The following is a 14677-nucleotide window of genomic DNA, read 5'->3' on the forward strand; positions in this document are numbered from 1 at the left end:
TTTTGCATGATGCGTGCTAAACGCGTTGCCGCTATGAGGTCGGCACCCTATCTTGCGCGCATGCGTTGGCTGATCCCGTTCCTGACCTGTTGCCTGCCATTACCGGCCTTGGCCCATCCGCATGTCTTCATCGACACCGGATTGGAATTTATCGTGGATGAGACTGGCCATTTAACTCATATCCGCGTGACCTGGGCCTATGACGAATTTTTCTCGCTGCTGCAGCTTGAGGATATGAAGCTGGATCAGGATGGCGATGGTGCGCTGACGAAACGCGAAGAAGCCACACTGACAGGTTTTGATGCGGAATGGATCGAAGGGTATAACGGAGATCTTGTGTTGACTGCGGGCGGTGCTCCGGTTGCTTTGTCCGGCCCGCTAGAACCTCAGGCCACGGCGGAAAACGGGCGGATTATCACATCGCATCTGCGCGCGGTCAAAGGGGGCGCTGTTTCAGCGGCCGCCCTGTCGGCCAAACCGTTTGATGAGACCTACTATACCGCTTACGAGGTGAACCGACCGGTAACCGTTACCGGGCCTGCGTCGTGCGTGATGGAGCGGATCGACCCGGATATTGATGGACAGTTGGCGCAGATGCAGGCATTCTTGCTGACCTTGGATGCAGAATACGATCTGGAAGAGAATGATATCCCGCTGGTCGGGGAAAGCTTTGCAACCGAAATCCTGATTTCATGTCCAAATACCTGATTGTACCTGTTGCGCTTGCATGTGGTCTATTGCTGTGGTTCTGGGGCAGCGGTGGATTTGACAGCCTCGCGGCCTGGGCCGCCGGAGAGCAGCGCGAATTCCAGAACCAGATCGCCCGCGCCCTGCGCGCCACCCGCGCCGGAGAGCCCGAGGCCGTCGCAACGCTTCTGACAGTGTGCTTTGCCTATGGGTTTTTCCACGCGATTGGACCGGGGCATGGCAAGGTTCTGATCGGCGGATACGGCTTGGGCCGGCGCGTTGCGTTCTGGCGCCTGTCAGCCATCAGTGTGCTGTCGAGCCTTGGGCAAGCGGTGACAGCGGTGGTTCTGGTTTACGCTGGGGTCCTTGTTTTTCAGATGTCGCGTGAGGCGCTTGTAGGCACGACCGAACAGGTTATGGCCCCAATCAGCTACGCAGCAATTGCCACAATCGGGCTTTGGCTTGTTTTCAGGGGCGTTCGCAGTTTTATAAGGCGATCACGTATTGCGGTCGAGCCAGCGCAGGCTCATGATTACACGCATGGTCATACGCACGACCGTAACCACCACCACGACCATCATCACCACAAGGGTGAGGTCTGCTCGGATTGTGGCCATCGACATGGCCCCAGCGCGGAGGAGGTTGCCAATGTTGGTAGTGTTCGCGAGGCGATGTTCCTAATCGCAGGCATCGCTGCAAGACCTTGTACCGGAGCGCTGTTTGTCCTGATTCTGACTTGGCAGATGGGTATCGCCTGGGTCGGAATCGCCGGGGCCTTTGCTATGGCACTGGGCACCGCACTGGTCACCACCTTGGTAGGCTGGACGTCTTTTGGATTGCGTGGAGGGTTACTGGCTTCGGCATCGGCGACGCGCTTTGCGTCTGTACTCGCGCCGACAATTGAACTGGTGGCTGGGCTGGTGATTGTCGTGATCGCGAGCGGCCTGCTGTTGCGGGCAATTTAGAAGACCGGATCGGGATACCCAACCCGCGCCAGGTAGAGGCCCTGCGGCGGGCAAACCGGCCCGCAGGCGGCGCGGTCTTCGGCTTCCAGAGCGTCGCGCACATCCTCGGGCGACCACGACCCGGCGCCAACACGTTCCAGAGTGCCCACAAAGCTGCGCACCTGATTGTGCAGGAAGGATCGCGCGCGCACGTGGAAATGAACCTCGGGGCCCGAGAAACCCTGCACCTGTTCAACCCGCAACTCATTCAGGGTTTTCACCGGGCTGGCCGCCTGACAGATCGAGGATCGGAAGGTAGTGAAATCATGCCGCCCGATCAACATATCCGCACCCGCCTGCATGGCCTCGACATCCAGCTGATGGTTGATCTGCCAAACCTGCCCTTTGTCGTGGGTCGCGGGTGCGCGGCGCATGAGAATGCGGAACAGGTATTGACGTTCAACCGCTGTAAAGCGTGCGTGCCAGTCATCCGCGACCCGCGCGGCCTGCACAATGGCCACTGGTTGCGGCTTGAGGTGGTAGTTCAACGCCTCGGATAGGCGGAAGGGGTCCCAGTCTTTGACCAGATCGCAATGCGCCACTTGCCCCAGCGCGTGCACACCTGCATCGGTGCGCCCGGCGGCAGCAATGGTGTGATCACCGGGCTGGATGCGGGATAGGGCACTTTCGATGGCACCCTGCACCGACGGCAACTCCTTCTGCCGCTGCCATCCGGCAAACGGCTCCCCTTGGTATTCGACTTTCAACGCATATCTGGGCATGGGCCGCTGGTAGCGCGCGGCGCGCAAACGGGCAAGGGGGCGAAAGCGCTGGCATGTCCGGCAGCGGCTACCTATCTTGGGCAAAACGATAATTGCGGGGCGACAGTTTGGTCATCTCATCCCTGGCAGACAGTCTTGTGCGCGGCGTCGAAACCATTGGCGACAGCGTGTCCGAGACGTTTTTCGAGCCGGTCATCCGTCTGGGCGTCACCGGTCTGGCGCGCTCCGGCAAGACGGTTTTCATCACGTCGCTGGTGGCAAACCTGCTGGACCGGGGCCGCATGAGCGGCCTTGTCGCGCAGCAAGAGGGGCGGATCAACGCGGCCTACCTGCAACCGCAGCCAGACGACACGGTCCCGCGGTTCGACTACGAATCCCATCTTTCCGACCTCGCAGGCCCGCAGCCGCACTGGCCCGAAAGCACCCGCGCCGTGTCCGAGCTGCGCCTGTCGTTCAAGGCGCGACCGGCCGGATTGCTGGCAGGGCTTCAGGGACCGCGCACCGTACATCTGGACATCGTTGACTATCCCGGCGAGTGGCTTTTGGACCTCGCGCTGCTAGACAAATCCTACGCCGGCTGGTCAAAGGAGACGCTGTCGCGCATCGAAAACCGCCCCGAGGCGGTCGAGTTTCTGGCGCAGGCCCGTGGCACCGATCTGACGGCAACGCATGACGAGCCTACCGCGCAGGCTCTGGCCGCTGCGTTCACGACCTATCTGAATAAGGCGCGGGACGCTGGTTTCTACGATTGCACGCCGGGTCGTTTTCTCTTGCCTGGCGATCTGGCAGGCTCTCCGGTTCTAACCTTTGCGCCTTTGCCGGTGTCCGATCCCTCGCGCCGTCGCACCCTGCACCGCGAGATGGAGCGGCGCTACGAGGCTTATAAGTCCCAAGTGGTGAAGCCGTTTTTCCGCGATCATTTCTCACGCATCGACCGTCAGGTTGTGCTGGTCGATGCGTTGGGCGCAATCCACAAAGGCCCGCAAGCGGTCGAGGATATGCGCCGCGCCATGGGCGATATCCTCTCGGCCTTCCGTCCGGGGCGCAACGCGTGGCTCAGCCAGTTGTTGCTGGGCAAACGGGTTGAACGCATTCTGTTTGCGGCCACCAAGGCCGACCATCTGCACCACACGCAACACCCGCGCCTGACCGCGATCATGGAGGCACTGACCCGTGAGGCGCGGGACCGGGCGAGCTTCGCTGGTGCTGAAACGGCGGCCCTGTCGCTGGCCTCGTTGCGTGCCACGACTGAAGAGATGCGCAGCCATAACGGAACTGAGCTTCCCTGCGTCCGGGGCACCTTGCTGGACAGCGGCAAAAAAGCCGCGTTCTACCCCGGAGAGCTTCCGGATGATCCATCCCATCTGCTTGGCCCTGCCCGGAACGGAGCCGAGACGTGGCTTGGCGACGACTATGGTTTCATGGCCTTCGCTCCGGCCCAGTTGACGCTGCGCCCGGGCGACGGACCGCCGCATATCCGGCTGGATCGGGCCGCACAATTCCTGATTGGAGACCGGCTGTGATGGTCACTTTGCGCCCCGCCCGCAGCACCGATGCCGGTGCGACCGGGGAAATCCTGCACGGGTTTTCATGTGAGAATGACTGGATGCCGGAATTGCACAGTAGCGCCGAAACCATCGCCTTTTGTGGCCGTATGATTGATCAAGGCTGGGTTACAGTCGCTGAGGTCTCGGACACAGTGGTTGGATTTCTGGCCCTGAACGGATCGGATGTGCATTCACTGTATTTGGCGCCTGCAGTGCGCGGGCAAGGGATCGGCAAGCGGTTGCTCGATCATGCGAAGGCGCAGCACCCGCACCTTTCCTTGTTTGCCTTTCATGCAAACACTGGCGCGTGCAGGTTCTATGAACGCAACGGCTTTGCCGAGGTCGCCCGAAGCGACGGGGCGGACAACGATGAAAACCTGCCTGACATCAAATATGTCTGGCGCAGTGAAGGGGCAGAGAATGGCTAAAGGCCCTGTTCTGATCGATCTCGAAACAGACGAACCCACCGCTGACGTGGCCAAAGCCCCTCCGGTGCCCGATCTGGTGCCGCCGCAAGGGCAGGCCATGCAAAGCGCGGCGCGATTTGCCGCCCGCAAACCCTCGGCCTTGGCGCGATGGTTCTGGGGGCTGGCGCTGGCGGTTGTTGGTGCTGCAATCTCGGTTGCCGCTTGGGATTTCGCCACTTCACTGATGGCCCGTGCCCCTGTTCTGGGGTGGATTGTCACCGGGTTGATCGCGGCGCTGGTTTTCGTCGTACTGATCATCGCTATCCGGGAACTGGCAGCGATTGGTCGCTTGGCCCGCGTCGATGGTTTGCGCCGCGCTGCCGATGAGGCGCTGGCCGACGCCGATTTAGCCAAAGCCCGCGCTGTCACGACCCGCCTGATTGCCTTTTACAAGGGTCGTGATGAAACCCAATGGGGTCGCGACCGATTGTCTGAGCGGATGCCCGAGCACTTGGATGCGTCCGGCCTGCTGGCTTTGGCTGAAGATGAACTGCTGGCCCCGCTGGACGCCGCTGCCAGCCGAGAGGTTGAGGCCGCAGCTCGTCAGGTGGCGACGGTGACGGCTTTGGTGCCCTTAGCTCTGGCGGATGTGGCGACGGCGCTTGCAGCCTCGTTGCGGATGATCCGGCGGATTGCCGAGATATATGGGGGACGAGCTGGATTTCTGGGCAGTTGGCGTCTGACCCGTGCGGTGTTTGTGCATCTGGTCGCAACTGGCGCGGTTGCGGTGGGTGATGACCTTTTGGAACCGGTGCTCGGTGGCTCGGTCCTCAGCAAACTGTCCCGCCGGTTCGGCGAGGGGTTGGTGAACGGCGCACTCAGCGCCCGGGTTGGCGTTGCCGCGATGGAGGTGTGCAGACCCTTGCCTTTCTCGGATCGCCACAAACCATCGACCCGTGCCGTAATCAAGCGGGCATTGAAGGGGCTGTTTTCCAAGGGTTGATCTGACGCAAAGCGCATCTGACAGCCCTTCGTCACACTGAACGGGACGGAGGGCCAACCATGACAGATCACGGTCACAGCCAGCAGGAGATCGCACAGCGGATTAACGCACCACCGGGCCGCGGCGTTCTGCGCGATGTGGTCTATGGGGGTATCGACGGTTCGGTCACCACCTTTGCCATCGTTGCAGGTGTCGCTGGGGCTGGGCTGTCATCCTTTGTCATCGTGGCGCTGGGGTTGGCGAATGTGTTGGCCGATGGGTTTTCGATGGCGGCAGGGAATTACTCGGGCACCAAGGCTGAACTGGACAACATTGAACGCATCCGTGCGATCGAGGAACGCCACATCGCGCTCTATCCCCAAGGGGAACAGGACGAAGTGCGTGAAATTCTGGCGCAGAAAGGTCTGTCAGGGCCAGTGCTGGACGATGCAACAGCTGCCATCACCTCGAACCACGAAAGCTGGATCAATCTTATGATCGAGGGTGAATACGGACTGGGCAGCGTCGACCCGCATCCCATCAAGGCAGCGCTGGCTACGTTTTTTGCTTTTCTGGTAGCTGGGTTGATCCCGTTGTTGCCCTTTTTAATCGCACTGGAGAATGCCTTTGCAATCTCGGCATGGATGACGATGGGTGTGTTCTTTGCCATTGGTGCGTTAAAAAGCCGATGGTCGTTGGTGCGTTGGTGGAAATCCGGGTTTGAGACGCTGCTGATCGGCGGCGCAGCGGCAGCGATTGCCTATCTGGTGGGCTCGCTGTTTCATCCCTGACCGTTGTGGCCGGAATTCCTGACTGTTGCTCTGGGGCTCAGGCGGTGTAGCTTGCGCCGATAACAGCTACGGAGCTTCAATTGGAATCGCTGCTTGTTCTTCTTGGCCTAATTGTTTTGGCGATACCTGTCACGATCATTGTGCTGTTGGTTGGGCAAACACGATTGCGTCGCAGGGTCGAGCAGTTGGAAAAGCAGCTTCAGTCCGTGTCACCAACACCGAAAGAGGCTCTGCCGCCAGAACCTGAGATTGAGTCAGAGGAACCTGCACCTGCCGTAGGGCCCGCTCAATCGCCTTGGCCTGCTGCCAAGATCGAACCTGAGACAAACGCAGTGGAGGACACGCAATGCGCTGTTGTCTTTCGGCAGGATCGGTTTGCCGCGCTTTGGGGCTGGTTGCGTGAAAACTGGTTCTATGCCGTCTCAGCCCTGTCCTTGGCGCTGGCCGGGATATTTCTGGTTCAATACGGGGTTGAGAACGGTCTGCTACCGCCATCAGCACGTGTTGCCGCCGCATTTGCCTTTGGCGCGGCTCTGATCGCCGCGGGTGAGCTTGTCCGTCGCAAGTTTGGCGATGATGAAGACGCCAGCACCGCCTATCTGCCATCCGTCTTCTCTGGTGCAGGGCTGGTGACTTTGTTCGGAGGTGTTATGGCTGCTCGGCAGCTGTACGACCTGATCTCACCCGAAGCCGCACTGGGCGGCATGGTGTCAATCGCGCTTTTGGGATTGGTTCTTGGTTGGTTTCATGGTCCCTTACTGGCCGCAGTTGGCTTGCTGGGCGGTTTTGCAGCGCCTTTTGTGGTCGGCGGTTCTTCGGATGATCCAACCTGGCTGTATGGGTACTTAATCGTTCTCACCCTTCTGGGGTTGGGCATCGACACCGTGCGCCGTTGGGCATGGATCACGGTTTTGACCTTGGTTGCTGCCTATGCGTCCAGCTTGCTGCTGGTATTGTCTGCGCCGTTGACGGAACCCGGATATCTGACCTGTGCTACTGCGCTGGCGGTGCTGGCGATTGCGGTCCCCGCACGGCGCCTTTGGCCTGATCACTCCGGCCCGATGGTGGCCGAACTGATTAGACGCAAAAAAGGAGACCCTTGGCCCGAGTTTCCGACGCGTGTGGCCTTTGCCGCAGTCGCGGTCAGTTCTGCAATCCTGTCACTGCATTGGGCGGATTCGTCTGGGGAATTCTGGCTGGGCATCATCCTACTAACAGGGCTGCTGCTGGGCCTGATCCTGTGGGCCAAAGATGCGCCTGCTTTGCAAGACGTGACCGTGTTTCCTGCGATTGGTTTGATCGCTTATGTGTTGATGCACGGGTTGGACGGAGGGATTGTGGCGCAGACCTTCGCGGCCACCTATGCCGAAACCGTTGAAGCAGACGCCCCGATGGTGGCCACTGGTTTGATGGCGCTCGCCGCGTTGATTTCCATCCTTGCCGCCCGGCGCTCCTTTGGCGCTGGGCGATATGCCGCTGTCTGGGCCGGGGCTGCGGTGCTGTTTGCTCCAGCAATGGCCATAGCGTTGGAAATAGGCTGGAAACCCGCCACCGTGATCGGCCCATACCCTTGGGCATTGCACGCTATCGTTTTGAGTGCGTTGATGGTTGGGCTGGCAGAACGGTTCGCGCGGGTTGATGCGGATAACCGATTGCGGCCAGCATTGGCCACATTATCCGCGCTGTCCTGCCTGGCCTTTGCCTGTGTCATTGTCCTCAGCTCGGCAGCTTTGACCATCGCGTTGGTCGCAACGATTGTTGTGGCGGCCACGCTGGATCGCCGATTCACCCTGCCACAGATGAGCTGGTTCATTTGGGCTGGAGTGTTCACGGTAACAGTGCGCTTAGTGTTGGACCCTGGTTTGCGCTGGGCAGACACTGCGCCCCTGTGGGAGTTGACATTGGTCTATGGCGCCGCAACGGCTGGTTTCGCCGCGAGCTGGATTCTGATCAAACCGCTGGACCGCCCAATTGCCAAGATGCTGCTGGAAAGCGCCGCCTGGGCGACCGGGGGTATCCTGCTGTCACTGCTTTTGCTGCGCTGGCTGGAGACCTTTGGCGAAGGCGGCGCGCAGAACAGCCATTGGGGGCTAGGTCTGCTGTCGGTCATCTGGTTGCTGCTGGCTTTTGCGCAGGTGCAACGGTTCGAACTGGGCGGCAAGCTGACCTATCTGCGCTATGCGCTGGCGGTGTTTTTTGCCGGGCATGGTCTGATGCGGTTGTTCGAAGCGTTGGAGATCGGCAACCCGCTACTGAACCCTTTTGCCGAGCCGGTTTTCGGCCCGCCCGTGCTGAATACGCTGGCCGTTGCCTATCTGTTGCCTGCGCTGGCGATAGGGTTCTCGGCATGGCGCATTCCGGCGATACCTCTATGGCTGCGACGCGCCTGCTATGGCCTGAGTACCGCATTGGCCGCGGTTTGGCTGGGCCTGATGATCCGCCATATCTGGCAGGGTGCCGACGGCATGTATGAGAGCAACGGGGTTACCCAGCCGGAGCTTTATACCTATACCATGGCGCTGTTGTTGATAGGTGCTGCGCTGTTCTATCAGTCTCTGGCGAGTCGATCCGAGCTGATGCGCAAGGCGGGGCTGGCGGTGATCGGGCTGGCGGTGGCCAAGGTCTTCCTGATCGATATCGCGGGTCTGGGTGGGTTGATCCGGGTGTTCTCGCTGCTTGCATTGGGGCTGGCGCTGGCGGGTCTGGCATGGCTCAACCGCTGGGCAAAACTGCGCCACGGGATGCAGGGGCAGGACCCTCTGGACCATTAGGCGCAGGCGTCCTATAAGCGCGGCCATGTTTGACCGTTTGGCCATCATTATTCGAATTATATCCCCGGCGCTCTGATATCGCGAGACGCCGGGCAAAGGTGCTTGAGTTATCGCACTGACCGCTTCGATCTACACACGACCAGACCATCCTGAGGACGCCCCAAATGTGCGCCGACACGACCCAAACACCTGACTACAAAGACACGTTGAACCTGCCCAAAACTGACTTTCCCATGCGCGCTGGCCTGCCCAAGCGCGAGCCCGCATGGCTGGAGCGCTGGGAGAAGATCGGCGTCTATGACCGCCTGCGCGAGAAACAGGGCCGCAAGCCCTTTACCCTGCATGATGGCCCGCCCTATGCAAACGGCCATTTGCATATCGGCCACGCGCTGAACAAGACCATCAAGGACATGATCGTACGGTCCCATCAGATGATGGGCTTTGACTCGCGCTATGTGCCCGGCTGGGACTGCCACGGCCTGCCGATCGAATGGAAGATCGAAGAGCAGTATCGCAAGAAGGGCAAGAACAAGGACGAGGTGAACATCGTCGACTTCCGTCAGGAATGCCGCAAGTTCGCCGAAGGCTGGATCGACATCCAGCGCGAAGAATTCAAGCGTCTGGGCATCACCGGCAACTGGCCCGATCCCTACATCACCATGGACTATCACGCCGAGGCCGTGATCGCCGATGAGTTCATGAAATTCCTGATGAACGGCACGCTCTATCAGGGGTCCAAGCCGGTTATGTGGTCGCCGGTTGAGAAAACCGCGCTGGCCGAAGCCGAGGTCGAGTATCACGACAAGGAAAGCTTCACCATCTGGGTGAAATTCAAGGTCTTGATCAATGAAACCACGCCTCCGGTCACCGGCGAAGTGGGGCAGGTGCAACCACTTGGCGATCTTGACGGATCTTACGTTGTGATCTGGACGACGACCCCGTGGACCATGCCGTCCAACAAAGCCGTGGTTTATGGATCGGACATCTCGTATGGCCTCTATGAAGTCACCGGTGCACCTGATGAGTGCTGGGCCGCGGTTGGTGACAAATTCCTGCTGGCCGACAATCTTGCCGCCGATGTGCTGGGCCGCGCGCGTCTGAACGACGATCAGTGGACCCGTGTCCGCGACGTCACCGCTGATGAGCTTGCAACGCTCAGCCTTAAGCACCCACTGGCTGGGGCTGAGGGCGGCAATGGCGAATGGGACGACATCCGCGACTTCCGCGCCGCTGAGTTCGTGACCGATACCGAGGGCACCGGCTTTGTCCACTGCGCGCCGTCCCACGGGATGGAGGAATTCGAACTCTATCGCGATCTGGGCATGCTCGAGCAGGTCATCACCTACAACGTGATGGACGACGGCTCGTTCCGCGCTGATCTGCCGTTCTTTGGTGGCAAATTCATCCTGTCCCGCAAGGGCGGCGAAGGTGACGCGAACAAAGCTGTCATCGACAAGCTGGCCGAGGTCGGCGGGTTGCTGGCGCGTGGCAAGATCAAGCACAGCTATCCACATTCGTGGCGCTCGAAGGCTCCGATCATCTATCGCAATACGCCGCAGTGGTTTGCATCCGTCGACCGTAAGCTGGACGACGGCATGGGCGAGATGGGCGATACCATCCGCGAACGCGCCCTGCGCTCGATTGACGAGCTGGTGAAGTGGACACCGCAAACTGGCCGCAATCGCCTCTATTCGATGATCGAGGCGCGCCCGGATTGGGTTCTGTCGCGCCAGCGCGCCTGGGGTGTGCCGCTGACCTGCTTCACTAAGAAAGGTGCTCTGCCCACCGACGCAGATTACTTGCTGCGCAACGAGGAACTCAACGCCCGCATCAAGGCGGCGTTTGAGCAGGACGGCGCGGATATCTGGTACACGGACGGCTTCAAAGAAAAGATCCTCGACGGCATCGCCAACCCGGACGACTACGATCAGGTGTTTGACGTGTTGGACGTGTGGTTCGACTCGGGTTCGACCCACGCATTCGTTCTGCGTGACCGTGAGGACGGGACCGAGGACGGTATCGCCGACGTCTATATGGAAGGCACCGACCAGCATCGTGGTTGGTTCCATTCGTCCATGCTGCAAGCCTGCGGCACCAAGGGACGCGCGCCTTACCGCAATGTGATCACGCATGGCATGACGCTGGACGAAAAGGGCATGAAAATGTCGAAGTCCATTGGCAATACCATCGTGCCGGAGGAAGTGATCAAACAGTACGGCGCGGATATCCTGCGCCTGTGGGTGGCTCAGACCGACTACACAACCGATCAGCGGATCGGGCCGGAAATCCTGAAGGGCACCGCTGACAGCTACCGCCGTTTGCGCAACACGATGCGGTTCATGCTGGGTTCGCTGGCCGACTTCACCGAAGCCGACCGGGTCGATCCGCAGGACATGCCGCGTCTGGAACGCTGGGTGCTCAGCCGACTGGCGGAACTGGATGAACAGGTACGCATGGGCTATGCGTCCTTCGACTTCCAGGGCGTGTTCAGCGCGGTGTTTACCTTTGCCACGGTCGATCTGTCGTCCTTCTATTTCGACGTCCGTAAGGATGCGCTCTACTGCGACGGTGATACCCTGCGCCGCCGCTCGGCCCGTACGGTTCTGGACATCCTGTTCCACCGCCTGACCACATGGCTGGCCCCTGTTCTGGTGTTCACCATGGAAGAGGTCTGGTTGGAGCGGTTCCCCGGCGACGACAGCTCGGTCCATCTGGTGGATTTCCCGGAAACGCCAGCCGACTGGCGCCATGAAGAGCTGGAAGCCAACATGGCCAAAGTTCGTCGCGTCCGCCGCGCCGTGACTGCCGCGTTGGAGGTGCAACGTCAGGACAAAGTAATCGGCTCAAGCCTTGAGGCCGCGCCGGTCGTGCATGTGGAAGACAGCGAAACCCGTGACTTGCTGGCAACCTTTGATGTTGACGACATGTGCATCACCTCGGGGTTGACCGTCACCGGAGACCCATCCCCGGCCGAGGCTTTCCGGGTGCCCGAGATCGAAGGTGTCTCGGTGGTTTTTGAAAAAGCCGAAGGAATAAAATGCCAACGCTGCTGGAAAATCCTGCCAGACGTTGGGCTGCATGCCCATCCCGGCGTTTGCGGCCGCTGCAACGAGGCACTTGGATAAATCCTCTTGCCCCCTCTGGACACAGAGGGGGCACGCCTATTCAATGTCTTTTGGGATTGAACAGGTGGAACCCGATCTTATCTCCGGTCAGTTTTGTCCAGACCTTATAGTCGGTGAAGTATCCCGTATGCCCGCCGGGTGGAACGTCGATATTCCTGTCATTGGGAATGAGGTTTCCGTCAATCCGGGTGCCGACGAAATCATCCTGGCGGAAGATATTGAACCATGTCGCCCCCAGCTTTTGTGGGTCGACAGTGAACATTTCAGGGAAATAGCGCTGATAGATATGCGTCACCGGCGCACCCATCGTGATCAGAGTGACAGGGCGGCCTTTGATGCGCTTTTGCACCCGTTCATCCGCCAGCATCTGCGTAGCGATCACGGTGCCCTGAGAATGTGAGATCACCGTGATGTGGTCGGCCGGGAAGATATCCAGCGCATAGTAGAGCGTTCTGTAGAACCGCTCATCAATGGCGTGGCGGTCCGGGTAGTTGCTGCTTCGATCCTTTAACGACCAACGCAACGCGCATTTATCGCGGATCGCATAGGTCACGATATCGCGGGCCACGCCCAGACCCGCCGCGACGACGTTCGAAAACCGATATAGGAAGGCGGTGGCGCCCAGCACAATCACACCAATCCAGCCTTGCGCTACGGTGAGTTTGCTCAGGCCGTTGCCTACGGCGTTGCAGGTTTTGTTGCCTTCGCCTGATTGCGCTACCCCCTCGGCGTTGGTCGTGGTGGTGCAATGGAGGTCGAGTCCAAAGATCACGAGGGACAACTCACTGACCGCCACGACGGCCAAGCTTATGGCCGCGATGAAGAACACCAACTGTGCCAACTGGTTCAGAATGGCCCGGCTCAGAAAATGATGCTTCTCGTGGAGTCTCGTCTTGCCCAGCTTGCGTCCGATAAACAGGCCAATCCCCAGTGCGACCAACAGGGCGATGGCGCCAAATGCGATGCTGAGCGTGTCGAGGGAGTTTCTCAGGTTCCCGGCGAATAACCCCTTGAGCGTCGGGTTTGACAGGCTGGGTACTGTTTTGAGCAATTCTTCAAACGTAAGCCAAAGCCCGGATATGAAGAACATCCAGAAAACCAGCATTCCGGCGCAGATGCTCGGATAGAGCCGCCGATGTCCGTCCAAGCCATCCGAGACCTCAAGCTTCAGCAGCGAGATCAGATACAGGATGACCGTCAACAGAATCAGAAACGCCCAGATGCCGCCAAGGATCATTAGTTGAAAGACGACAAGCTGCTCTAGCGCAGAGCCGCATCCCCGCCCCTTGCCGTCTTTGTCGCAGGGCAACGCCCAAAGCTCCAGGCCATAAGGCCCCGAGATCAGGGCAACTGCTAGTATAAGGCCGACCCAACCGATGCCGCACCAGAACACGCGTCGCAGGTAGGTCGGGGCGGTCTTGAACCGTAGATACCCGGCCAGCGTTCCGCCCAAATAGATCAGGAGCAACAGCGTGAACAACACACCCCAGCCTTGGGCCAGCTCTGTTTTCAGCGATCGGATCATCACCGCGCCAGCGCCGATCAGCAGATATGAATTCAATGTCGCAACCGCGCCGAAGAAAACCCAAGTGAACAGGTGAACGATTTTGGCCGCATAGGTGTTCCGGCCATGCTCTTCACCCGGGTTTACTCCTTTGCGCCTATGGGTTTGTTCCACATTGTCCATCGCCAGGTAGCCCAGTGCCAGAACCACCCAGATCAGGTCGATTGCCGTTTTGATGGCTCCCTTGGGGGCAGGCGAGCGATCTGCCCAGAACACCTCGGCAAACAAGGCCTGATCCCTTGTGTCATTGGGTTTGGACACTTTGCGCAGATTGACCTTGAACAGCTTGGCGTTGCGGTGTGAGTCATCGAAATTTCTTTCGGCCAACTCGATCATCTCACGCTCGACTTCGATGGGGGGTTGGGATTTCCCGTCCAACCATGTGGTCGCCGCACCAACCACCTGATCCACGGTTTCACCGGGTTTCTGTTCGCCGATACCATGGACCGTCAGGACCAAATGCCGTCCCATACCAATAACTCCAATTCCTTTAACAATGGGGCAAGCTTAGCATGAAATTGCCCAAATCCCAAAACAGGTCCTGCTTGGCTCTCTTGCGTTGGGTGCTCTGATCTGAAAGCCTTGGGTCATGGCCATGATTGCAGTTGAAACACAGTTCGGAAGGTTAGGCGTTGTTGAGGCGGACGGGGCGATCACGCGGCTGGTCTGGCATGGGCAGGATGAGGGCGAAGCTACATCCTTGCTGCGCGAAGCGGCAGCCCAGCTGCGCGCCTATGATGCCGGTGAGTTGACACGCTTTGATTTGCCCTATCGCATCGAAGGGTCAGAGTTTCAGCGGCAGGTCTGCGATCTGATGTACGCGATACCAATGGGTGAAACCATGACCTATGGCGAGATCGCAAAACAGCTTGGACACCCGGCCCAACCGGTCGGACAAGCCTGTGGCGCCAACCCGATCCCGGTGATTATCCCGTGCCACCGGGTTCTATCGGCAACGGGTCTGGGCGGGTTCTCGGGCGATGGTGGGGTCGAAACAAAGGTCGCCCTCTTGCGCCACGAAAAGGCGGCAGGTCTGCTGATCTGACAACCGGATTTCAGTTGCAATCCTGTGATCAG

The 14677-nt window shown here is 59.6% G+C and carries 11 protein-coding genes; 9 read left to right on the forward strand and 2 right to left on the reverse strand.

What is annotated here, in order from left to right; translation table 11 throughout:
• The first annotated feature begins 33 nt into the window (after positions 1–33).
• On the forward strand, positions 34–708 hold the full coding sequence (locus tag ACR0JE_RS08975) for a DUF1007 family protein (protein WP_480863938.1): 675 nt from the start codon (positions 34–36) through the stop codon (positions 706–708).
• A complete protein-coding gene (locus ACR0JE_RS08980; protein WP_480826658.1) occupies positions 693–1652 on the forward strand; it encodes a nickel/cobalt transporter in 960 nt (319 codons plus the stop codon). Before ACR0JE_RS08975 ends, ACR0JE_RS08980 begins: the two co-directional genes overlap by 16 nt.
• Here ACR0JE_RS08980 and truA read toward each other — a convergent pair.
• Positions 1649–2413: a tRNA pseudouridine(38-40) synthase TruA gene (truA, locus tag ACR0JE_RS08985; protein WP_480826659.1), complete on the reverse strand. Its 765-nt coding sequence runs from the start codon at positions 2411–2413 to the stop codon at positions 1649–1651. The genes ACR0JE_RS08980 and truA overlap by 4 nt on opposite strands.
• A 107-nt stretch (positions 2414–2520) precedes the next feature.
• Here truA and ACR0JE_RS08990 point away from each other — a divergent pair, with 107 nt between their 5' ends.
• From ACR0JE_RS08990 to ileS, 6 genes are all read left to right on the forward strand, one after another.
• Positions 2521–3936 carry a YcjX family GTP-binding protein gene (locus ACR0JE_RS08990; protein ID WP_480541972.1) on the forward strand — a complete coding sequence of 472 codons (1416 nt, stop codon included), beginning with the start codon at positions 2521–2523 and terminating at the stop codon, positions 3934–3936.
• Positions 3936–4388 (forward strand): N-acetyltransferase family protein, encoded by a 453-nt coding sequence (locus ACR0JE_RS08995; RefSeq protein WP_480542972.1) that lies wholly within the window; start codon positions 3936–3938, stop codon positions 4386–4388. The genes ACR0JE_RS08990 and ACR0JE_RS08995 overlap by 1 nt, the downstream gene beginning before the upstream one ends.
• Positions 4381–5370, forward strand: a complete 990-nt coding sequence (locus tag ACR0JE_RS09000; RefSeq protein ID WP_480863939.1) for a YcjF family protein — start codon at positions 4381–4383, stop codon at positions 5368–5370. The genes ACR0JE_RS08995 and ACR0JE_RS09000 overlap by 8 nt, the downstream gene beginning before the upstream one ends.
• Before the next feature lie 59 nt (positions 5371–5429).
• Positions 5430–6140 (forward strand): VIT1/CCC1 transporter family protein, encoded by a 711-nt coding sequence (locus ACR0JE_RS09005; protein ID WP_480541976.1) that lies wholly within the window; start codon positions 5430–5432, stop codon positions 6138–6140.
• A gap of 80 nt (positions 6141–6220) precedes the next feature.
• Positions 6221–8911 (forward strand): DUF2339 domain-containing protein, encoded by a 2691-nt coding sequence (locus ACR0JE_RS09010; RefSeq protein WP_480863940.1) that lies wholly within the window; start codon positions 6221–6223, stop codon positions 8909–8911.
• 164 nt (positions 8912–9075) lie between these two features.
• Positions 9076–12036: an isoleucine--tRNA ligase gene (gene ileS / locus ACR0JE_RS09015; protein WP_480863941.1), complete on the forward strand. Its 2961-nt coding sequence runs from the start codon at positions 9076–9078 to the stop codon at positions 12034–12036.
• Between the two features lie 40 nt (positions 12037–12076).
• Here the strand turns inward: ileS and ACR0JE_RS09020 are convergent, their stop codons facing one another.
• Complete coding sequence (locus ACR0JE_RS09020; RefSeq protein ID WP_480863942.1) at positions 12077–14071, reverse strand: alpha/beta hydrolase family protein; 1995 nt, start codon at positions 14069–14071, stop codon at positions 12077–12079.
• Between the two features lie 118 nt (positions 14072–14189).
• Here ACR0JE_RS09020 and ACR0JE_RS09025 point away from each other — a divergent pair, with 118 nt between their 5' ends.
• Positions 14190–14645 (forward strand): methylated-DNA--[protein]-cysteine S-methyltransferase, encoded by a 456-nt coding sequence (locus ACR0JE_RS09025; protein WP_480546400.1) that lies wholly within the window; start codon positions 14190–14192, stop codon positions 14643–14645.
• The last annotated feature ends 32 nt before the right edge of the window (positions 14646–14677 follow it).

This window comes from Ruegeria sp. H3, from assembly GCF_056533095.1.

What these genes read in the sequence shown, in the direction of transcription:
- ileS (WP_480863941.1), top strand. Translation starts at nt 9,076, where the DNA reads ATGTGCGCCGACACGACCCAAACACCTGACTACAAAGACACGTTGAAC.
- ACR0JE_RS08995 (WP_480542972.1), top strand. Translation starts at nt 3,936, where the DNA reads ATGGTCACTTTGCGCCCCGCCCGCAGCACCGATGCCGGTGCGACCGGG.
- ACR0JE_RS08980 (WP_480826658.1), top strand. Translation starts at nt 693, where the DNA reads ATGTCCAAATACCTGATTGTACCTGTTGCGCTTGCATGTGGTCTATTG.
- truA (WP_480826659.1), bottom strand. Translation starts at nt 2,413, where the DNA reads ATGCCCAGATATGCGTTGAAAGTCGAATACCAAGGGGAGCCGTTTGCC.
- ACR0JE_RS09005 (WP_480541976.1), top strand. Translation starts at nt 5,430, where the DNA reads ATGACAGATCACGGTCACAGCCAGCAGGAGATCGCACAGCGGATTAAC.
- ACR0JE_RS09020 (WP_480863942.1), bottom strand. Translation starts at nt 14,071, where the DNA reads ATGGGACGGCATTTGGTCCTGACGGTCCATGGTATCGGCGAACAGAAA.
- ACR0JE_RS09000 (WP_480863939.1), top strand. Translation starts at nt 4,381, where the DNA reads ATGGCTAAAGGCCCTGTTCTGATCGATCTCGAAACAGACGAACCCACC.
- ACR0JE_RS09025 (WP_480546400.1), top strand. Translation starts at nt 14,190, where the DNA reads ATGGCCATGATTGCAGTTGAAACACAGTTCGGAAGGTTAGGCGTTGTT.
- ACR0JE_RS08975 (WP_480863938.1), top strand. Translation starts at nt 34, where the DNA reads ATGAGGTCGGCACCCTATCTTGCGCGCATGCGTTGGCTGATCCCGTTC.